The following is a 19575-nucleotide window of genomic DNA, read 5'->3' as shown; positions in this document are numbered from 1 at the left end:
GAGCCTCCTAGCCCTGCGCCTGGGCGGCGATGATGGGCGCGAGCTCGGCGGGCGCCCCAGCGGATATCGGCTTCCACGATTCGAGAACGCCGTACGCAATGATGCGCTCGGCGGTGGAGTACAGCGGGTTGCAGCTCGTGAGGGTGATGATTCGGTCAAGGGGAGCCACACCGGGGGCGTTGGGCACCGGGGAGAGCACCTCGATCCTGGACGGCGCCACGTATTCCATGTCACGGAATCGATAGGTGTAGTAGCCGTCTGCGGTCTGAACATAGATCGCATCGTTGAGCTGCAGCTCATTAATCAGGTGCATGCCTCCGCCGTACGCGCTGCGGTGCGCGGCCACAGCGAAGTTTCCCACCTCGCCGGGCATCTGCGTGTCCGGATAGTGTCCAATTCCAAGGGTGGTGCTGTTGAGCACGTTACGGCCGGTACCTTCAGCGACGGTGCGGTGATAGTCCGCCCCGAAGCGGGGAACGTAGAGCACGGCGAAGGGCTGCGCATTGCCAGGGGCGGTCGCCACAACCGGGTTACCGTAGCCGGGTTCGCCTGGCGCGGCCGGCGCGGCATCCTGCTCACTGTGCTGGCGAGCCTCGTCAATCCAGCCCGTGCTGATCGCCGCGGCGGCTCTGGACTGCTCGCGGGCCACGATCATGTCGTTCCACCAGAGCTGCCAACCGATGAACAGCATCACGAGAACACCACCAGTGATCAGCAGCTCCCCGATGACGCCGAAGACCCTCACGCTGCGACGCACGCCGTGGCGTCCCCTGGGGCGCGCCCGGCGCCCGCGAGTGGGCTGGGCGTCGGGTTCGATGGAGGTCACACTCCAAGTCTATTCAAGTTGCCCCGCGGAGTTTTCGTTGCCCTCCGCACACGCACGGAACGGCCAGCCCGAGCGGGTCCCGGAGCCCATCACACGTGATGACGGTAAGATCGCATCTATGGCACGAACGAATCCCCGCACCAAGCCCGCCCGTACCGAGGTTGCCCGCTCCGGCGAGGAAGCCCCTAACCCTGTCTGGTTCAAACCAGTCATGTTCGGCTTCATGCTGATCGGCCTCGCCTGGATCATTGTTTTCTACGTGAGCCAGAGTCAGCTTCCTGTCGCGGCCCTCGGCTCATGGAACATCATGGTCGGGTTCGGCATCGCCTTCATCGGCTTCCTCATGACGACGCGCTGGCGCTAGTCCCCTATTCTGCCCCTTGTCCTACGGGAACATGAACAGCTAATGACAACCATGTAATTATCCCCATTGTGGATAACCTGTGGATAACTGGGCGGTCGGGTGAGCGGCTAACCGTTGAGGTAGCTGAACACCTTCACGCCGGCCACTACCGCGAGAAGAACCGTGAGACCCGCAATCAGGGCCACCTGCACGCCCAGGTGCTTGAAGCGGCGGGTTTGCATGAAGATGAGTCCCATCGCGGCTCCCGCGAGGAGTCCGCCGAGGTGCGCCTGCCAGGCAATGTTGAGGCCGGGGATGAAGCCGATCACGAAGTTGATGCCGAGCAGCACCAGTAGCTGGGTCGAGTTACCGCCAAGGCGCCGCTGGATCACCAGGAAGGCGCCCATAAGCCCGAAGATTGCACCGGAGGCGCCCACAACGACCGTGTTGGAGGCCGACAGGACGAGAACACCGACGGAGCCGGCAAATCCGCTGACGAGGTACAGGGCGAGGAATCGGCCACGGCCGAGCAGTCTCTCGAGCAGCTGCCCGAAGATCCACAGAATGTACATGTTGAGCAGGATGTGGAAGATGAAGCCCTGGGAATGCAGGAAAACGCTCGTGATCATGCGCCAGGGCTCAATCACGGTCAGGGTCGGCATATACGCGAAGTGCTGGTAAATGCCCAGACCGGGAACCCACTGCAGCACAAAAATGAATGCCGTAACGGCAATGAGCGCCGAGGTCACGGTGGGCCTGCCCTCACCGGTGAGACGCGTGAGCAGGGCCGGTTTGGTGCGGGGTGCGTTCTTACGCTGCTCTTTCATGCACTCTGGGCAGACCACACCGACGGCGGCCTGCGTTTGGCACTCCGGGCAGATCGTTCGCCCGCAACGCTGGCACAGGATAAGGCTCTGCCGCCCCGGGTGGCGGTAACAAAAATTCGCCGCCGAGGCAGGCAGATCGCTCATCTGTGCGGAATTGCTCGTGCTTAGACGGACTCGACGGTGACGCTCTCGATGACAACGTCTTCGAGAGGACGGTCACGGCCATCCGTTGCGACGGTCGCGAGCTTCGCGACGATGGCCCGTGAGGCCTCGTCTTCAACAGCACCGAAGATGGTGTGCTTGCCCTGCAGCCACGTGGTGGGGACCACGGTGATGAAGAACTGCGAGCCATTGGTTCCATGGCCGCCCTGGATGCCGGCGTTGGCCATGGCCAACACATACGGCTGCGTGAAGTCGAGGTCGGGGCTGATCTCGTCGTCGAACTGGTAGCCGGGTCCGCCGGTGCCCTGGCCCAGCGGGTCGCCGGCCTGGATCATGAAGTCCTTGATGATGCGGTGGAAGATGGTGCCGTCGTAGAGCGGCGTAGTGGACTTCACGCCCGTTGCGGGGTGCTTCCACTCGATCTCGCCGGTCGCGAGACCCACGAAGTTCTTCACGGTTTTCGGCGAGTGGTTACCGAACAGGTTGACCTTGATCGGTCCGAGGGTGGTGTTTAGGGTGGCGACAGCCGTGTGCTTAGACATGATGGCAATTCTTGCACAGCCGTATTGACGGATTCGGATACCCAGACCGCTCCCAGTCGATTCAGTGGCAAGATGGACATATTCGCCGTACTACAACAATGGAGGGTCCAGATGAGCCTGTCACGCAAGCGCCGCAAGGAACTCATTCGGCTGCGCAAAAGCGCAGACGAACTATGGAGCCACCAGGCAGAAGTCTTGGAACGCGCCAACGCCGTCGCACGAGAGGCCGGCCACCAGGCCGGTGTACTCACTCGAGAAGAAGTCGTTCCGCGCGTACGTGAAAGTTACGACCACTACGTGCGTCCCCGCGTGGATGCCACGCAGAGCCTGGCCCAGGATGTTCGACGTGCCGTTATGCACGACGTACTTCCGGGAATTGGCACCGCAATCGGCACGGTCATGTCCGTCGGAGATGTCGCCCGCGACGCCCGCGTACGAGCCGCGCTGAGCCGTATTCACCTGCAGAAGCCCGTCGTGGTGGAGCAGAAGAGCACGGGGGCAGCAACCTACGTGGCAATCGGGTTGGCCATCGCGGCCGCAGCCGGAGTCGCGTACGCCGTGTGGCAGACGTTCCGCGCCGATGACGAGCTGTGGGTTTCCGACGAGGACGCCGAGCCGGGCAGCTCCCGCGAGGACTGAGCGACCCACCAGCTCACGTAAGGCCCACATTCGCCACCGGATGGGGGCCTTGCGCCGTTAAGGCCTCAGAACGCCGCCTGTGGCGGTTGAAGCACGCCGGCCAGGGGCCTTAACGAAGGAATGCCTGGCCACTCACGTGGCCAGGCATTCCTTTTTATTTGTGGAGCCACGGGGAATCGAACCCCGGACCTCCTGCTTGCAAAGCAGGCGCTCTACCAATTGAGCTATGGCCCCGAAAAATCTCGGAAATTTTGTGGAGACAAAATCAAAAGCAACGTGCGTGGGGATACCGGGATTTGAACCTGGGACCTCTTCATTATCAGTGAAGCGCTCTAACCAACTGAGCTATATCCCCCTGTTGGGCAGATTCGAGACTATCGGAATCTGCCCGATTCCTGAAATCGAGCGGAACATCCGCGCGTGTCAGGAACCCAACAACTAACTTTTGATGCCTAGTTGTTGGTGAAACCGACGAGAAGTCCGCCGGTGATTTTGACGCTGAGATTATACAGTACCGCAAAAACCGCACCGAGTGCGGTGATCACAACGGTGTTGAGGATGGCTACGACCATGGCAAAGCCCATGACGTTACCGATCGACAGAATGCTCAGCAGGTCAGCAGAGGCTCCCGAAATGTCCGTGTACAGCGTGTCGGCTTTGTCGAGGATCTGCGTCTGCGCGAGCACCGTGTACACGAGGAATGACGCCACAATGGTGACGACAGCCAGGCACAGCGCCACCAGGAACGATAGCTTGACGGCCGACCAGAAGTCGACGTACACCAACTTCAGGCGAACCTGCTTCGTCGACGGTCCTCGATTAGACTTTTTTGCCAGTTTTTCCGCAACGCTACTCATCTGGTGATTCTACTTTCCCCGAATCAGCATTCGGTGCCGCAGTGTCAGCTGTGACTTCGGATTCCTCCACCACGAGATTGCGCTCGCTATTCTTGGCGATGGAAATGATTCTGTCTTGCGTCGCAAACTTAGCGAAGACGACGCCCATGGTGTCCCGACCCTTCGCCGGAACCTCCGCGACGTGCGAGCGTACCACCTTGCCGCTGGCAAGAACCACAAGAACTTCGTCCTGGGCATTGACGATCAGTGCGCCGACGAGGTCGCCACGGTCCTCGTTGAGTTTGGCCACCTTGATGCCAAGACCCCCACGATTCTGCAGCCGGTACTGGTCGGCGGCGGTGCGTTTCGCGTACCCGCCTTCGGTCACGACGAAGACAAATCCCTTGTCATCAATAACGGATGCGTCCAGCAGCGTATCCTCTCCGCGGAAGTGCATGCCGATCACGCCAGAGGTACTGCGACCCATGGGGCGCAAGGCCTCGTCGGTGGCGGTGAAGCGAATGGACATGCCCTTTCGGGAAACCAGCAGCAGATCGGAGTCGTTTTCGACCAGAAGAGCGGAGACGAGCTCGTCACCCTCGCGCAGCTTGATGGCGATGATGCCACCCGTGCGGTTGGTGTCGTATTCGCTCAGTGCGGTCTTTTTGATCAGACCATCGCGGGTGGCTAGCGTGAGGTATTGGGCCACGTTGTAGTCACGGATGTCGAGGATCTGCGCGATTTCCTCGCCCGGCTGCAGGGCGAGCAGGTTGGCGACGTGCTGGCCCTTGGCGTCGCGCCCCGACTCCTGAGCCTCGTAGGCCTTGGCGCGGTACACGCGTCCGGTGTTCGTGAAAAACAGCAGCCAGTGGTGCGTCGTGGTCACGAAGAAGTGTACGACCACGTCGTCGGCACGCAACTGCGCGCCCTTGACTCCCTTGCCACCGCGGTGCTGGTTGCGATAGTTGTCACTGCGAGTGCGCTTGATGTAGCCACCGCGGGTAACGGTGACCACCATCTCTTCTTCGGGGATGAGGTCTTCGACGGACATGTCGCCATCGAAGCCGAGCATGATCTCGGTGCGACGGTCATCACCGAACTTGTCGGTGATCACCGCGAGTTCTTCCTTGATGATCGTGCGCTGGCGTACCGGGCTTGCCAGAATGGCCCTGAACTCGGTGATCTGCAGCTCGAGTTCGGCGGCCTGGTCGATGATCTTCTGGCGTTCCAGCGCGGCGAGGCGACGCAACTGCATGGTGAGGATCGCATCAGCCTGGAGCTTGTCCACCTCGAGCAGGGCCATGATGCCTTCACGGGCATCATCGACGGTGCTTGACCGACGGATGAGCGCGATCACCTCGTCGAGAGCGTCAAGCGCCTTGAGGTAGCCGCGCAGGATGTGCGCCTCGGCCTCCGCCTTGTTGAGGCGGAACTGGGTACGCCGAACGATCACCTCGATCTGGTGCGCAACCCAGGCGGAGATGAAGCCGTCAATGGCCAGCGTGCGGGGCACACCGTCCACGATGGCGAGCATGTTCGCGCCGAAGTTCTCCTGCAATTGCGTGTGCTTATAGAGGTTGTTGAGCACAACCTTGGCTACGGCGTCGCGCTTGAGCACGATCACGAGGCGCTGGCCGGTTCGCCCGCTGGTCTCGTCGCGGATGTCGGCAATGCCGGTGATCTTGGCATCCTTCACCAGATCAGCGATCTTGATCGCGAGGTTGTCGGGGTTCACCTGGTACGGCAGCTCGGTGATGACGAGGCAGTTGCGACCCTGGAGTTCCTCGATGCTCACGACGGCACGCATCGTGATGGACCCGCGGCCCGTGCGGTAGGCGTCGTGAACGCCCTTGACTCCGAGGATCTGTGCACCGGTGGGGAAGTCGGGGCCCTTGATGCGCTGAATGAGGGCCTCGAGAAGCTCCTCGCGGGTCGCCTCGGGGTTATCGAGGTACCACTGGGCACCGGAAGCGACCTCCCGCAGGTTGTGCGGAGGGATGTTGGTGGCCATTCCCACCGCGATTCCGACAGAGCCGTTGACCAGCAGGTTCGGGAAGCGGGCGGGAAGAACCGTGGGCTCGAGCGTGCGGCCGTCGTAGTTGTCCTGAAAATCGACGGTGTTCTCGTCGATATCGCGAACCATTTCGAGGGCGAGCGGCGCCATCTTCGTTTCGGTGTATCGAGGGGCGGCAGCACCGTCGTTGCCGGGGGAACCGAAGTTGCCCTGGCCAAGGGCGAGCGGGTAGCGCAGGCTCCAGGGCTGTACGAGGCGTACGAGCGCGTCGTAGATGGACGAGTCACCGTGCGGGTGGAACTGGCCCATCACGTCGCCGACGACGCGAGCGCATTTGGAGAAGGCCTTGTCCGGCCGATAGCCACCGTCGAACATGGCGTAGATCACGCGACGGTGCACGGGCTTCATTCCGTCACGCACGTCGGGCAGGGCTCGGCCCACGATCACGCTCATGGCGTAGTCGAGGTAGGAGCGCTGCATCTCCAATTGGAGATCGATCTGGTCGATCTTGCCGTGGCGAGTCAGGTGAGCGGCCGCAGCCGCGGCATCCGCTGCCTCGACCGTGTTGCCGGTCTCGGTGTTCGCAGCCTCAGGCAGGTCGGTGTCATCAGATGTCAAGGAAACGCACGTCCTTTGCATTCTTCTGGATGAAGTTCCGTCGAGACTCGACGTCTTCGCCCATCAGGGTGGAGAAGATTTCGTCAGCGGCGGCAGCGTCGTCAAGCGTGACCTGCAGCAGGGTGCGGGACTCGGGGGCCATCGTGGTCTCCCACAGCTCCTTGTAGTCCATCTCGCCGAGGCCCTTGTAGCGCTGGATCCCGTTGTCTTTCGGGATGCGCTTGCCGGCGGCGGCGCCATCGGCAAGCAGTGCATCGCGTTCACGGTCCGAGTACACGTACTCGTGGGGTGAATTGGACCACTTGAGGCGGTACAGGGGCGGCTGGGCAAGGTACACGTAGCCCAGGTCGATCAGCGGGCGCATGTAGCGGAAGAGGAGCGTGAGGAGCAGGGTCGTGATGTGCTGACCGTCAACATCGGCGTCGGCCATCAAAACGATCTTGTGGTACCGCACCTTGTCGGGGTTGAACTCTTCGCCGATTCCGGCGCCGAAGGCCGTGATCATGGCCTGGACCTCGTTGTTACCGAGGGCACGGTCGAGGCGAGCCTTCTCCACGTTGAGGATCTTGCCGCGGAGAGGGAGGATCGCCTGCGTCTCGGGGTTACGACCCTGCACGGCGGATCCACCGGCCGAGTCACCCTCAACGATGAAGATTTCCGAGAGGGAGGGATCCTTGCTCTGGCAGTCCTTGAGCTTGCCCGGCATCCCCCCGCCCTCAAGCAGGCCCTTGCGGCGTGCCGTCTCGCGGGCCTTGCGGGCAGCCATGCGGGCGTTGCTGGCCTGCAGGGCCTTGCGAATGATTTCGCGGGCGGGATTCGGGTTCATGTTGAACCAGTGTGAGAGCTGTTCGCCGGCGACGCGCTGTACGAAGGTCTTGGCCTCGGTGTTGCCGAGCTTGGTCTTCGTCTGGCCTTCGAACTGCGGCTCGGCGAGTTTGATCGACACGACGGCTGTTAGGCCCTCGCGCACATCATCACCGGTGAGGTTGTCATCCTTTTCTTTCAGGATGCCCTTTTCACGCGCGTACCTGTTGACGAGCGTGGTCAGAGCGGCGCGGAAACCCTCTTCGTGGGTGCCGCCCTCGTGGGTGTTGATGGTGTTCGCGTACGTGTGAACGCTCTCGGTGTATGCGGTGGTCCACTGCATGGCCACCTCAAGGGCCATCTTCTTATCGTGGTCCTCCCACTCGAAGGAGATGATCTCGTCGTTGACGAGGTCGGCCTTCTTGGAGCGGTTGAGGTATTGCACGTAGTCGACGAGCCCCTGCTCATACATGAACGCGTTGGTGACGACCTCGCCGTTGTCGTCCGCGTGGTCCGGACGCTCGTCGCTGATCTTGAGGTGCAGACCCTTATTGAGGAACGCCATCTGCTGGAACCGCGCGCGCAGCGTCTCATAGTCGAACTCAACGGTCTCGAACGTCTCGGCGCTCGGCCAGAACGTTATCGTGGTGCCCGTTTCAGTGGATTCCTCGCCCTTGGCCAGGGGAGCGTCGGGCACGCCGTCAGCAAATGACTGGCGCCAGACGTGGCCCTGACGGCGTACCTCAACCTCGAGGCGCGAGGACAGCGCATTCACCACGGAGCTACCGACGCCGTGCAATCCACCGGAGACGGAATAGCCGCCACCGCCAAATTTTCCACCGGCGTGCAAAACCGTGAGTACTACCTCAACGGTCGAGCGACCCTCTTTGCGGTGAATATCAACGGGAATACCACGACCGTTGTCTTCGACGCGCACCGCGCCATCCGCCAGGATGCGAATATCGATCAGGTCGCAGTGGCCCGCGAGAGCTTCGTCGACAGAGTTGTCAACAATTTCGTACACGAGGTGATGTAGACCACGGGGACCAGTGGAACCGATGTACATTCCAGGTCGCTTGCGAACGGCTTCAAGTCCTTCGAGAACCTGGATGTCGTCTGCACCGTATTCGTGCTCCGGCATGGGCGTCGGTTCAACTGTCATCTGAAATTTGGCTCCTGACCATCGCACGGGCGACCATTCAGTTTACCAAACGGGGGGCGGGTCACCGGCCATAATCGCCGTTTGACGCCTTTTTTTCGGCCGGGGGACCTAATTTGTTAGGTTACCCGTAGGTATCGCGTGGACCGCGCCCTGGAATTGATCTGGGACCCTTTTTCCAGGACGGCGCGTTGGGCCCCTGGAAACGGATCGACTCGATCCCGGCGTCCGGGTACTTGTTGGCGATGTGATTCATGATCTCGTTGCGCATCAGCCGCAATTGCGTCGCCCAGGCCGTCGACTCGCAGTGCACGGTCAGCACCCCCTCGTCGATTCCCGCTGGGTTGGAGTGCCTGGCGGTCTCGTCGCCGGCGAGTTCGGCCCACGAGGCGAGGAGCTCCGACTGGGCGAGGGGAGAATTCCACCCGAGCTGCATGGTGAGCGAATTAATGGTGTCACCGATGCCCCGCGGATCGCGGCCCACTCCAAATGGGACGCTTGAGCCCTGTTCGTCACGCGGACGCCGCTTGCCGCGGGATCTGCGCGCATTGGGGTCGCCGAACACATTCTTGAGGCGCAAGAAAACCAGGGCCGCCTCACTCAGGTGACGTTCGGGTGGTTCGATCGGCTCAGGCATCGACGACGGCACCGCCCCGAATGTGAATCGTGTGCGCGGTCAGGGCCTCTGGCACGTCGTCGAGCACGGCGGCCGTGATGAGAACCTGTTCGTATCCGCCGATCGCTTCCGCCAGACGGCGACGACGCGACTGATCGAGTTCGGCAAACACATCATCGAGGATCAGTACGGGGTCGCCGCTCGCGGAATCACGGCGAAGCAACTCAGCCGATGCGAGCTTGAGCGACAGCGCAAAGGACCACGATTCGCCGTGGCTTGCGTAGCCCCTGGCCGGCAAATCATTGAGCATGAACACCAGATCGTCCCGGTGCGGGCCCACCAGGGTGATCCCCCTCTCAAGCTCCTTCCGACGAACCCCCGCCAGAGCGGCGCGAAAAGCTACCGCCGTCCCCCCGCCCGTACTCGTCAGGCCCTGATCCTCCTCTGTCGAGTCGCGGCCGGCCTCACCCTCACGCGCCGAGGACCCGGCCTCGTCATCCGCCCCATAAATACTCAGTGATTCCACCAGCTTTGGCCCGTGATCGTCGCCGACGACCGCACGATACGCGGCACGCAACGGTTCACCAAGCAAACACACGAGTGCACTGCGTTCATCAATGATCTCGGACCCCAACTCCACCAGCCGCTCATCCCAAATGTCGAGCGTGCTCAACTGGCTCTGCTTCACCGAAGACCCTCTAACCGACTTCAGTAGGGTGTTACGTTGCTTCAGTACGCGCTCGTAGTCGGCGATGACACCCGACAGCCGGGGCGAGCGCAGCACGAGAAGCTGGTCGAGAAAGCGGCGGCGACCGGACGGATCCCCGCGCACCAGTGCCAGGTCTTCCGGAGCGAAGACGACGCTCGAGAAATACCGGGGAAGGTCCCGCATACGAATAGCCGAGCGGTTCACCTGCGCTCGATTGAGTCCGGCGCGGTTGAGCTGAACCTCGGCCAGGATTACCCGACCGTTGTACTCGAGTCGGGCACGGATGATTGCCGCTGCCTCGCCGGCTCGGATCATCGCTTTGTCATCGGAGACCCGGTGGGAGCCGAGGATACTGAGATAGCCCAACGCCTCCACGAGGTTGGTCTTACCCTGCCCGTTGCGCCCAACGAAGAGGTTGGCTCCCGCCTGCAGGGGAACCTCTGCCTCCTTATAATTCCGGAAGTCGGTCAGTGACAGATGAGTGACGCGCACTCAGATCAGTCGGCCTTCTTGACGGCGTGGCCGCCGAACGGGCTCCGCAGAGCGGCCACGGCCTTCATCACGGGGGAGTCGCTTTCCCGAGACAGAGGCCGAGCGAAAATGGCCGCGCTCACGGCCGGATCAGCAGTGACCAGCGCTTCCTCGAGCGTCGAGCGCCCTTCTCCGACGTGCATCGTTTTCTCCGTGACGGTGACGACTAGCGCAACAGCAGGTTGGGCTGCAGCAGGTACTTGTAGCTGTCGGCACCGGACTGCTCACGCGAGGTCTGGCTCGTGATGAGAACTGGACCAGGCTTGTTCGGGTTTTCCGTCTTGGTGAACGAGATGCGAACGAATTCGGAGTGAACCGCTCCCAGGCCATCGAGCAGGAACTGCGGCTTGAGCGACACGACGGTATCGCTCCCGGAGAGGATGGCGTCGACGGACTCAGAGGCCTGGGCCTGTTCGGAACCAACGGCTTCAAGCGTCAGCCCGTCGTCGGTGAAAGTGAATCGAAGGGCGGCCTCGCGCTCGAGCACCAGCTGCACTCGACGTGTGGCTTCGATCAGTTCGGCGGTGTTCATCACGGCGTAGTTATCCACGGCGGTTGGGAACAAGCGACGCACGGGGGGGAAGTTTCCCTTGATCAGGAGCGAGGTCACGGTTTTTTTATTGGCCGTGAACGCGATGAGCTCGCGGTCGTCGCTGTTCGTGATTGACACCGAGATCGTTCCGCTGTGCCCAAAGGTCTTCCCAACCTCTTGCAGAGTGCGAGCCGGTACGAGGGCCGTGATCGTTCCCTGCCCGGTGTTGCTACCCGGATCCCAGTCGATGCTGCGCACCGCGACACGATAACGGTCGGTGGCAACAAGGCTGAGACTATTTTCGGTTACCTCCAGCTGCACGCCCGTGATCACCGGGGTCACGTCATCGCGTGATGCGGCGACGGCAACCTGGGCAACGGCTGCAGCGAATTCTTCGGCCGGTACGAGACCTGATTCGGCGCTGATCTGGGGAATACTTGGATATTCCTCAACAGGCATAGATAAAAGTGTGAAGCTCGCCGGACCACAGCTGACCTTGATACGCGAGTTCTCCGTGCTGAATCGAACGGGTGCGTTCGGCAGGCGACTCGCAATTTCCGCGAGCAGTCGTCCCGATACCAGCACCTTGCCCGTTTCTTCGACCTCAGCCGCAATTTCGGTTTGGGCCGAAACCTCGTAGTCGAACGACGAGAGAATCAGGCCTGTCTCGGTGGCCTCGATGAGTACGCCGCTCAGGATTGGCAGCGTCGTACGCTGCGGCAAGAGCTTGACAGCGAACGAAACGGCTTCGCTGAAAACGTCACGATTGGCCTGGAATCTCACGAAGGGGCTCCTGTTCGATGAAGGGCCGAGGAATGGCACGCAGTTTGGCGGGGTGGGCCTCAACCCTAGCTCGGTTCTGGAACCGATGCGGATAGGGGCCCTGAGTCGTAAAGGTTGTCGGACCGAGAGAGATTTAAGTTAAACGTTAATGTTCTTAACCGCTGTGGAAACTGTGGATAACTTTGAAAATCTCAGTTAAGCACTGGGAACTACACACATGTAACTTGTTGGCGGTCTGTGGAGAAGTTAACTGTCGCTGCGGACGAGCAAAGTTAACTGGTTTTGAGTTTCCACAGGCATCCGCCGTGTTTCAACAGGCTTTCACCCGTTTAAGAGTTAAATTCCACAGGGTTATACACAGGTACGAAAGTGCGAAAAATCGTCATTTATTTGTAGCGGTGGTCCTGTTTGATGCGATTTGTCAGTTCCGTGACCTGGTTGTAAATCGAACGGCGTTCTTTCATGAGTTCGGTGATCTTCTTGTTGGCGTACATCACCGTGGTGTGATCGCGGTTGCCGAACAGCTGCCCGATTTTGGGCAGGGAGAGATTCGTGAGCTCTCGACAGAGGTACATCGCGATTTGTCGCGCGGTCGCAATGGCCTGGCTGCGCGAGGACCCGTACAGGTCATCGACTGACAGCTTGAAGTAGTTTGCGGTATTCGTGATGATGTCCACGGGCGCGATGACGTTGTCGTCGTCCAGGGTGATCAGGTCTTTGAGCACGGTCTGCACGAGGTCCATATCGACGGGCGTCTTGTTGAGGCTGGCGAACGCCGTCACCCGAATCAGGGTCCCTTCGAGCTCACGGATGTTGGACGAGACCTTGGACGCCATGAACTCGAGGATGTCGTGGGGAACCTGCAACTTTTCGCTTTGCGCTTTTTTGCGCAGGATGGCGATGCGGGTCTCGAGGTCTGGAGCCTGGACATCCGTGATGAGGCCCCACTCAAAACGGGAGCGCATGCGGTCTTCGAACCCCGTGAGGTGCTTGGGCGGCAGGTCACTCGTGATGACGACCTGCTTGTTGTGATCGTGAAGGGTGTTGAAAGTATGGAAGAACGCTTCCTGCGTTTCTGCCTTGCCCTGCAGAAACTGGATGTCGTCAATCATCAGGATGTCGATGTTGCGATACCGGGACTGGAACGCGGACCCGCGGTTATTGGCGATCGAGTTGATGAAGTCGTTGGTGAACTCCTCGCTGCTGACGTAGCGAACTCGGATTCCCGGGTAGAGGCTCATCGCGTAGTGACCGATGGCGTGCAGGAGGTGGGTTTTGCCCAGCCCGGAGGAGCCATATACAAAGAGGGGGTTGTACGCCTTCGCCGGCGCTTCCGCCACAGCCACCGCCGCGGCGTGCGCGAAACGGTTCGACTGTCCGATGACAAAATTATCGAAACTGTATTTCGGATTCAGTCGGGTCTCGTGCGGGGGAGTGGGGGCTGTTCCATCGAAGACCGACTGTGAGGCCGCGGGAGCGATAGTGTCTGGCGGGGTCGACGCCTGGTGCAGCGGACGCAGAGATTCCTGTTCGAGCTCCGGATTCACCACAACATAGAACGTGGAAACTACTGCTGGTTCATCGAGCTGGCCCATGGCGGTCAGAAGCGGAACTCGCATCCGTTGGTTGAGCATGCTGGCCGTGAATTCGTTGGGGACCTCGAGGTAAAAAGTCCCCGCAGCGATTCCCTTCGGCTCGACCAGGCTCAGAAAGCCATAGAGCATGGGCGTGATGGTCGCGTCGGACTCCAGTGTGGTGAGTACCGACTGCCACGTCTGGGCAATGGGCTGTTCGCCGTTCGCCATGGTTCCTTCAATCTCTGTATTTCGTCTTTTCACAAAGTTATCCACCGCCTGTGTGTAATGGCGGCGTAATTCTCAGGAATAGTGCACAACCTGTGGATAACTTCTCTTCACGGTAGCTAGTCCCGCTCATCGAGGCTAATTCAGCCGTGGACTTCTCAGGCCGGCCTGTGGACATTATTGTGGAAACTCACGAGTTTGCGGCCTTGAGTTTGACCAAAGTTGGTCGAGGCCGTAGATTTAATCAGTTGACCCCATCCCGTGGGCTACAGACTTCTTTCGCAGCCGCTGTTTTTGGCCAGCGGAGATCCAATCACGTGGAGATTGAATAATGAGCAAGAGAACGTTCCAGCCGAACAACCGCCGTCGCGCCAAGGTGCACGGATTCCGTCTGCGCATGCGCACCCGTGCAGGTCGCGCAATCCTCGGTGCCCGCCGTCGCAAGGGTCGCACCGAGCTCTCCGCCTAAGCCTCCCGATGCTCGCTCACGTGAATCGCATAACGCGCGGGAGCGATTATCAGGGTGTCGTTCGGCGTGGTGTGCGCCGTGTTGGCGCACACACAGTCATTTACGTGCGGAAAAACCCTGACGTGCCGGTCGGCGCGGAGGGTGTTCCCGCACGTTTTGGTTTCATCGTTGCCAAAAACGTTGGCAACGCCGTGAGCCGCAACAGAGTTCGGCGTCGGCTGAAAGCAGCCAGCTACGACCTGTTGTCTCAGGTCGTACCGGGCACGGACATCGTGGTGCGGGCGCTTCCGGCAGCCCACGATGCCACTTGGATGACCCTGAAGGGCGAACTGGGCACGGTTGTCAATCAACCGTTGACGGTTCGTCGGGGGACGTCGAAGCGATGAACGCGGTCGTGGCGACAGTGTTGTTGATACCCCGGAATATCGGGGTTCTCATACTTCGTGTGTATCGAGCCGTGGTTTCCCCGTTGTACGGCAATGTTTGCCGGTATTACCCGTCCTGTTCGGCGTATGCACTGGTTGCAGTTCAGGAACACGGACTTACGATTGGTTCAGCCTTAGCCGCACGTCGGCTCGCTCGATGCCATCCGTGGGCCGAAGGTGGAATAGATGATGTTCCGCTCAAACGTAAACGTCGCTATTCCGTGACGTCATTTGGTTTTGTTTGCTTACCAAGCCACGGAAAGGGCTGATCCGAAGTATGGGTTTCATAGATACGATCCTCTGGCCACTCAAGTGGGCCGTCGAGCTCCTGCTCGTCACCTTCCATAGCTTGTTCTCTGTCCTCGGAATGGATTACAACGAGGGCCTCACGTGGGTGTTGTCGATCGTGGGCCTGGTCCTCGTCGTTCGAGCCGCGCTCATCCCGATCTTCGTCAAGCAGATCAAGAGCCAGCGCAAGATGCTCGAGGTCGCTCCGCAGCTCAAGAAGATCCAGGACAAGTACAAGGGTAAGAAAGACCAGTTCTCTCGTGAGGCCATGTCTCGCGAGACCATGGCGATGTACAAGAAGACAGGCACGAACCCACTGAGTTCGTGCCTGCCGCTGCTGTTGCAGATGCCGATCTTCTTCGCGCTGTTCTCCGTTCTCAACGCCGCGCAGAAGTCGAACGCCGGCGTCGGCCCGCTCAACCAGGGCCTGGCCGAGAGCTTTGGGGATGCAACCCTCTTCGGCGATGCGCCACTGCACGATTCCTTTGCATCCCAGTGGACCCGGATGATCGCCGGCACCGACTTCAACGTGTCCGTCATGATCATTGCGGCCGTCATGGTCGTGCTGATGACGGCGTCGCAGTTCATCACGCAGCTGCAGATCGTGTCGAAGAACATGTCGCCGGAGACCAAGGCGAGCCCGATGTTCAAGCAGCAGCGCATCATGTTGTACCTGCTGCCGCTCGTCTTCGCCTTCTCCGGTGTCGCGTTCCCGCTCGGCGTCATGTTCTACTGGCTGACCTCAAACTTCTGGACCATGATTCAGCAGTTCCTGGTCATCCGCAACATGCCCACGCCCGGTAGTGAGGCCGCGAAGGCGCGCGAGGAGCGCTTGGCCCGCAAGGGAAAACTGTTGGCAACGGATGGTGACATCATCGTTGTTGACGAGCCCACGGCGCCCAAGAAGCCGATTCAGCGTCAGCAGCCGGTCAACAAGAACCGCGCCAAGAAGCAAACCGGCCCCAAACAGTAGAGAAACGAGACCTCGTGACTGAGAAGGTTGATGTGATCAAAGGTGATGCACTCTCGACGGCGTCGAGTGGCGAAGCGACGGGTGTTTCTGACCAGGCAGGGCCCGACGTCCCGGAGGCGTCTCAGGAGCCGGTCGTGAGCGGCACCGAGGCGTCTGTGGCGGCGCTGGACGACACTCCAACGCAGAGCCAGCTGGAGAAGGAAGGCGACATCGCCGCAGACTACATCGAGGAGTTTCTCGACATCTGCGATCTCGATGGGGACATCGACATTGATGCGCGCAATGGCCGCGCGTACCTCTCCGTCAATGCATCGGACGAGGGCAACCTTCGTGTGCTGAGCAAGCCCGATACGGTGAATGCCCTGCAGGAACTCACCCGTCTGGCCGTGCAGAACAAGACGGGTTCGTTCTCTCGTCTCATCCTCGACATCGGGGGGTCACGTGATGCCCGCGAAGCAGAGTTGGCGGTCCTCGTGACCCGCGCCGTGGAACGAATTGAAGGGGGAGCGGCCGAGGCGGCTCTCCCTGCCATGTCATCGTATGAGCGAAAACTCGTGCATGATCTGGTGGCTGCTCGCGGATACACGTCCGCCTCCCACGGTGAGGGTCGTGACCGTCACACGGTCATTACTGCGATCTAGCCTGTGCCTGTGACGGAATTACTTGAGACCGAACCGGCTGCCGCGGCTGGACTTTTTGGTGACCAGTTAGAAGTCGCTCGTGCTTTTACCCGCAATTTGGCTGATCAGGGCGAAGAATTGGGCCTTATTGGCCCGCTGGAGTTGCCTCGCTTGTGGAGCCGGCATGTACTGAATTGCGCACTCATGGCTCCCTTGTTGCGTCCCGGACTGGTGGGTGACGTGGGTTCTGGAGCGGGGCTTCCCGGTCTCGTGCTCGCCATCGCGCGCCCCGACGTCACGTTCGTGCTGATCGAACCGATGGAGCGACGCGTGACGTGGTTGAGCGATCAGGTCAAGGCACTGGGGCTCACCAACGTCACGGTCGTCCGTGCCCGCGCCGAGGATGTGAAGCTTGAGCATCCGCTCGACCAGGTGACGGCCAGGGCTGTGAGCGCGTTCCGCACATTGATTCCCCTGACCGCACCCCTTCTTCGTGCCGGTGGTGAGCTTCTCCTCATGAAGGGCGAGCGTGCGTCCGCAGAAGTGGCGGGGGCGGGCAAGGCGATCCAGAAATACCGCGTGCACGATATTGAGATTCTCACACTAGGACAGGGAGTGCTTCCCGACGTTACCCGGGTAATCAGGGCTACAGTGAAGTAGTCTTCGATGGCCACTCTCACGAATCACAATCGTAAAGGTTTCACGTGAAACATCCTGGTGAAGACCAGCAAGTCAGCAGTACAACACCGGAAAATGACGGACTCCCGCCGCTCGCACGCGAAATCGCTGAGCTCACGCGTCGACGCCAGGTCATTGCATCGGATAGTCTGCCGAGGCCGGAGAAAACCCGCGTTCTGACGATCTCCAACCAGAAGGGTGGAGTCGGCAAGACGACCACGGCAGTCAACCTTGCTGCCGCGTTGGCACGTCAGCGCGCACGGGTTCTCGTGATCGACCTCGACCCGCAGGGGAACGCCTCAACAGCCCTCGGCGTTGAACATCACGCCGACATGCCGAGCGTATACGACGTGATTGTCAGCGACGTGCTTATGGAGGACGTCGTGCAGAAGAGCCCCGAATTCGGGGCCCTCTACTGCGTTCCAGCCACAATTCACTTGGCTGGGGCCGAAATTGAACTCGTCTCCCTGGTCGCGAGGGAGCAGCGTCTGCACCGAGCGTTGGACCTGTATCTCAAGGGCCTTGACGACCCCTTCGACTACGTTTTCATTGACTGCCCACCATCGTTGGGGCTTTTGACCATCAATGCGTTTGTCGCCGCCCGCGAGGTACTGATCCCGATCCAGTGCGAGTATTACGCTCTCGAGGGGCTGAGTCAGCTGCTGAAGAACATCCAGCTGATTGAGAAGCACCTGAATCCCGACCTCACTGTCTCCACCATTTTGCTAACGATGTATGACGGTCGCACCAATCTGGCGAACCAGGTTGCGCAGGATGTGCGCGATCATTTCCCGGAACAGGTGCTGGACACGCTCATTCCGCGCTCCGTGCGCGTTTCTGAGGCTCCCAGCTACGGCCAGAGCGTCATCAGTTATGACCTGAACTCAGCAGGATCGCTCTCCTACCTCGAAGCAGCGGCCGAAATTGCTCGGCGTGGGGCACCTAAAACAGGGGAACAGCACTAATGGCAGCAAAACGCACTGGTTTAGGGCGTGGAATTGGCGCGCTGATTCCCATTCTGGAGAACCCGTCGGCGGATCGTCCGGTCGACGTATTTTTTCCGCGTACCGTCCCGGAGACGGACGAGGAGATCGCAGAGCTCGCTGCCGTTCCCGGGGCGCATCTCGCACACCTCAATATCATCGACATTGTCCCGAACGCACAGCAGCCTCGGACCACGTTTGACGAGGGCGACCTGGCGGAGCTGGTACACAGCATCCGCGAAGTTGGCGTTCTTCAGCCCATCGTCGTTCGTCCTCTGCCGGAATCGCCAGGCAAGTATGAGCTGGTCATGGGGGAGCGGCGCCTCCGCGCGAGCAAGGAAGCGGGTCGCGACACGATTCCCGCCGTCGTGCGGGAGACTGCCGATGTCGATATGCTCCGCGATGCTTTGCTGGAGAACCTGCACCGGGCACAGCTCAATCCCCTCGAAGAGGCGTCTGCGTACCAGCAGCTCCTGGCGGATTTCGGCATCACCCAGGATGAACTAGCGACGCGCATTGGCCGGTCCCGTCCGCAGATCACCAACACCATCCGGCTGCTCAAGCTGCCCGATCCGGTGCAGCTTCGGGTTGCGGCCGGCGTGTTGAGCGCCGGGCACGCTCGGGCGATCCTGTCGGTGGGGGATCACCAGGGTATGTTGGGTCTGGCCGACAAGATCGTGAACGAGGACCTGTCGGTTCGTGCCGCGGAGGCGGCGGCCGCAGCGGGTTCGAAGGCAGAAAAGCCCAAGCCCGTGCCCGGAAGACGGCAGGGTCACCTCGATGAGATCGCAGAACACCTCGGCGATCGTCTCGATACGCGCGTTAGGATCAATCTGGGCGCTCGAAAAGGGCAGATTACCGTCGATTTCGCCACCATCGGTGACCTGAACCGTATTCTGGGCTCTCTGGGGGAGCCTGGCTACGGTCCCAACGTGAGCTAAACCCCCACGTTTCACGTGAAACATGCCCGCCTGCGACTCGCTGGCGGGCATTTTCGTACCCCAGCAGACACGTTCCCAGGTCTCGACAGGCTCGACCAGCGCCTCCTCGCGCCCCACATATCTCTCCCGACCACCCCCGCCAGCGTCTCCTGTGCGCTGATGAGCCTGTCGAGATTCCCATTTCGTGGTCTCGTGGGACCGCATTAACTCGCGTTTACGTCTGCTGGGAGACCCCGCCGGTCGCCCTCGGAAGCTCTCCCGTGCGCTGATCGAGCCTGTCGAGATCCACATTTCGTGGTCTGAAACTGCCTCGACTAACGCGCGGTTGCTCCGCGCAGACCCCCGCCGGTCGACCTCGGAAGCTCTCCCGTGCGCTGATCGAGCCTGTCGAGATCGTGGCGAGAGCGCTGGATAGGTGCGGCCAAAGTGGCTGTGATTGGGACTTTGCAGCTCGG

Annotated in this window: 20 protein-coding genes, 2 tRNA genes and 1 pseudogene; 10 read left to right on the top strand and 13 right to left on the bottom strand. The window is 60.7% G+C overall.

All coding sequences use genetic code 11. The features are described from left to right. Positions 1-7: 7 nt before the first annotated feature. Positions 8-826, bottom strand: coding sequence for a class E sortase (locus EDD25_RS09535; RefSeq protein ID WP_134173064.1), 819 nt, complete (start codon positions 824-826; stop codon positions 8-10). 118 nt (positions 827-944) lie between these two features. Between EDD25_RS09535 and EDD25_RS09530 the strand changes: the two genes are divergently transcribed. Then, positions 945-1190: a cell division protein CrgA gene (locus EDD25_RS09530; RefSeq protein ID WP_134173063.1), complete on the top strand. Its 246-nt coding sequence runs from the start codon at positions 945-947 to the stop codon at positions 1188-1190. 107 nt (positions 1191-1297) lie between these two features. Here EDD25_RS09530 and EDD25_RS09525 read toward each other — a convergent pair whose 3' ends face one another. Both EDD25_RS09525 and EDD25_RS09520 read right to left on the bottom strand, forming a co-directional pair. Further along, positions 1298-1996 (bottom strand): rhomboid family intramembrane serine protease, encoded by a 699-nt coding sequence (locus EDD25_RS09525; RefSeq protein WP_338419626.1) that lies wholly within the window; start codon positions 1994-1996, stop codon positions 1298-1300. A 164-nt stretch (positions 1997-2160) separates the two neighbouring features. Continuing rightward, on the bottom strand, positions 2161-2700 hold the full coding sequence (locus tag EDD25_RS09520; RefSeq protein ID WP_134173061.1) for a peptidylprolyl isomerase: 540 nt from the start codon (positions 2698-2700) through the stop codon (positions 2161-2163). 111 nt (positions 2701-2811) lie between these two features. Here EDD25_RS09520 and EDD25_RS09515 point away from each other — a divergent pair, with 111 nt between their 5' ends. Further along, complete coding sequence (locus EDD25_RS09515) at positions 2812-3339, top strand: hypothetical protein (protein WP_134173060.1); 528 nt, start codon at positions 2812-2814, stop codon at positions 3337-3339. A gap of 161 nt (positions 3340-3500) precedes the next feature. On the opposite strand, the gene EDD25_RS09510 is transcribed toward EDD25_RS09515, so the two are convergent. From EDD25_RS09510 to dnaA, 10 genes and pseudogenes are all read right to left on the bottom strand, one after another. Further along, positions 3501-3573 (bottom strand) — tRNA-Ala (locus EDD25_RS09510). Positions 3574-3620: 47 nt separating this feature from the next. Further along, a tRNA-Ile gene (locus tag EDD25_RS09505) sits at positions 3621-3694 on the bottom strand. Between the two features lie 97 nt (positions 3695-3791). Next, positions 3792-4196, bottom strand: a complete 405-nt coding sequence (locus tag EDD25_RS09500; protein WP_134173059.1) for a DUF3566 domain-containing protein — start codon at positions 4194-4196, stop codon at positions 3792-3794. Continuing rightward, positions 4189-6714: a DNA gyrase subunit A gene (gyrA, locus tag EDD25_RS09495; RefSeq protein ID WP_241986456.1), complete on the bottom strand. Its 2526-nt coding sequence runs from the start codon at positions 6712-6714 to the stop codon at positions 4189-4191. Before gyrA ends, EDD25_RS09500 begins: the two co-directional genes overlap by 8 nt. Positions 6715-6796: 82 nt before the next feature. Then, on the bottom strand, positions 6797-8773 hold the full coding sequence (gene gyrB, locus EDD25_RS09490) for a DNA topoisomerase (ATP-hydrolyzing) subunit B (protein ID WP_134173057.1): 1977 nt from the start codon (positions 8771-8773) through the stop codon (positions 6797-6799). A 121-nt stretch (positions 8774-8894) separates the two neighbouring features. Beyond that, positions 8895-9407 (bottom strand): DciA family protein, encoded by a 513-nt coding sequence (locus tag EDD25_RS09485; protein WP_134173056.1) that lies wholly within the window; start codon positions 9405-9407, stop codon positions 8895-8897. Next, complete coding sequence (gene recF, locus EDD25_RS09480; protein WP_134173055.1) at positions 9400-10587, bottom strand: DNA replication/repair protein RecF; 1188 nt, start codon at positions 10585-10587, stop codon at positions 9400-9402. The genes EDD25_RS09485 and recF overlap by 8 nt, the downstream gene beginning before the upstream one ends. Before the next feature lie 5 nt (positions 10588-10592). Next, positions 10593-10760, bottom strand: a pseudogene (locus EDD25_RS09475) (6-phosphogluconate dehydrogenase); the annotation flags it as partial. A 32-nt stretch (positions 10761-10792) separates the two neighbouring features. Next, the gene (dnaN, locus tag EDD25_RS09470; RefSeq protein WP_134173054.1) at positions 10793-11941 is read right to left on the bottom strand and encodes a DNA polymerase III subunit beta; all 1149 of its coding nucleotides are present in this window, start codon (positions 11939-11941) and stop codon (positions 10793-10795) included. Between the two features lie 386 nt (positions 11942-12327). After that, on the bottom strand, positions 12328-13746 hold the full coding sequence (gene dnaA / locus EDD25_RS09465) for a chromosomal replication initiator protein DnaA (RefSeq protein WP_134173053.1): 1419 nt from the start codon (positions 13744-13746) through the stop codon (positions 12328-12330). 328 nt (positions 13747-14074) lie between these two features. On the opposite strand from dnaA, the gene rpmH reads away from it, so the two are divergent. The 8 genes from rpmH to EDD25_RS09425 all read left to right on the top strand — a co-directional run bounded on the left by rpmH (position 14075) and on the right by EDD25_RS09425 (position 19120). Beyond that, positions 14075-14212 carry a 50S ribosomal protein L34 gene (gene rpmH / locus EDD25_RS09460; protein ID WP_010204566.1) on the top strand — a complete coding sequence of 46 codons (138 nt, stop codon included), beginning with the start codon at positions 14075-14077 and terminating at the stop codon, positions 14210-14212. 8 nt (positions 14213-14220) lie between these two features. Beyond that, entirely contained in the window at positions 14221-14598 is a 378-nt protein-coding gene (gene rnpA / locus EDD25_RS09455) for a ribonuclease P protein component (protein ID WP_134173052.1), read from the top strand. Further along, entirely contained in the window at positions 14595-14906 is a 312-nt protein-coding gene (gene yidD / locus EDD25_RS09450) for a membrane protein insertion efficiency factor YidD (protein ID WP_134173051.1), read from the top strand. The genes rnpA and yidD overlap by 4 nt, the downstream gene beginning before the upstream one ends. Before the next feature lie 8 nt (positions 14907-14914). After that, the gene (gene yidC / locus EDD25_RS09445; protein WP_134173050.1) at positions 14915-15898 is read left to right on the top strand and encodes a membrane protein insertase YidC; all 984 of its coding nucleotides are present in this window, start codon (positions 14915-14917) and stop codon (positions 15896-15898) included. Between the two features lie 155 nt (positions 15899-16053). Continuing rightward, positions 16054-16539 (top strand): Jag family protein, encoded by a 486-nt coding sequence (locus EDD25_RS09440; protein WP_241986455.1) that lies wholly within the window; start codon positions 16054-16056, stop codon positions 16537-16539. A gap of 3 nt (positions 16540-16542) precedes the next feature. Further along, complete coding sequence (rsmG, locus tag EDD25_RS09435) at positions 16543-17178, top strand: 16S rRNA (guanine(527)-N(7))-methyltransferase RsmG (RefSeq protein ID WP_424948539.1); 636 nt, start codon at positions 16543-16545, stop codon at positions 17176-17178. A gap of 44 nt (positions 17179-17222) precedes the next feature. Next, positions 17223-18161: a ParA family protein gene (locus EDD25_RS09430; RefSeq protein WP_134173048.1), complete on the top strand. Its 939-nt coding sequence runs from the start codon at positions 17223-17225 to the stop codon at positions 18159-18161. After that, on the top strand, positions 18161-19120 hold the full coding sequence (locus EDD25_RS09425) for a ParB/RepB/Spo0J family partition protein (protein WP_134173047.1): 960 nt from the start codon (positions 18161-18163) through the stop codon (positions 19118-19120). Before EDD25_RS09430 ends, EDD25_RS09425 begins: the two co-directional genes overlap by 1 nt. The last annotated feature ends 455 nt before the right edge of the window (positions 19121-19575 follow it).

Origin of the sequence: Cryobacterium psychrophilum, from assembly GCF_004365915.1 — a bacterium.
Taxonomy (GTDB): domain Bacteria; phylum Actinomycetota; class Actinomycetes; order Actinomycetales; family Microbacteriaceae; genus Cryobacterium; species Cryobacterium psychrophilum.
The sequence above is the reverse complement of the archived record's forward strand: the minus strand, read 5'-3'. Positions and strand labels throughout refer to the sequence as shown.

Coding starts and splice junctions, on each gene's coding strand:
- EDD25_RS09530 (WP_134173063.1), top strand. CDS start 945: ATGGCACGAACGAATCCCCGCACCAAGCCCGCCCGTACCGAGGTTGCC.
- EDD25_RS09525 (WP_338419626.1), bottom strand. CDS start 1,996: ATGAAAGAGCAGCGTAAGAACGCACCCCGCACCAAACCGGCCCTGCTC.
- EDD25_RS09520 (WP_134173061.1), bottom strand. CDS start 2,700: ATGTCTAAGCACACGGCTGTCGCCACCCTAAACACCACCCTCGGACCG.
- EDD25_RS09515 (WP_134173060.1), top strand. CDS start 2,812: ATGAGCCTGTCACGCAAGCGCCGCAAGGAACTCATTCGGCTGCGCAAA.
- EDD25_RS09500 (WP_134173059.1), bottom strand. CDS start 4,196: ATGAGTAGCGTTGCGGAAAAACTGGCAAAAAAGTCTAATCGAGGACCG.
- gyrB (WP_134173057.1), bottom strand. CDS start 8,773: ATGACAGTTGAACCGACGCCCATGCCGGAGCACGAATACGGTGCAGAC.
- EDD25_RS09485 (WP_134173056.1), bottom strand. CDS start 9,407: ATGCCTGAGCCGATCGAACCACCCGAACGTCACCTGAGTGAGGCGGCC.
- dnaA (WP_134173053.1), bottom strand. CDS start 13,746: ATGGCGAACGGCGAACAGCCCATTGCCCAGACGTGGCAGTCGGTACTC.
- rpmH (WP_010204566.1), top strand. CDS start 14,075: ATGAGCAAGAGAACGTTCCAGCCGAACAACCGCCGTCGCGCCAAGGTG.
- rnpA (WP_134173052.1), top strand. CDS start 14,221: ATGCTCGCTCACGTGAATCGCATAACGCGCGGGAGCGATTATCAGGGT.
- yidD (WP_134173051.1), top strand. CDS start 14,595: ATGAACGCGGTCGTGGCGACAGTGTTGTTGATACCCCGGAATATCGGG.
- yidC (WP_134173050.1), top strand. CDS start 14,915: ATGGGTTTCATAGATACGATCCTCTGGCCACTCAAGTGGGCCGTCGAG.
- EDD25_RS09425 (WP_134173047.1), top strand. CDS start 18,161: ATGGCAGCAAAACGCACTGGTTTAGGGCGTGGAATTGGCGCGCTGATT.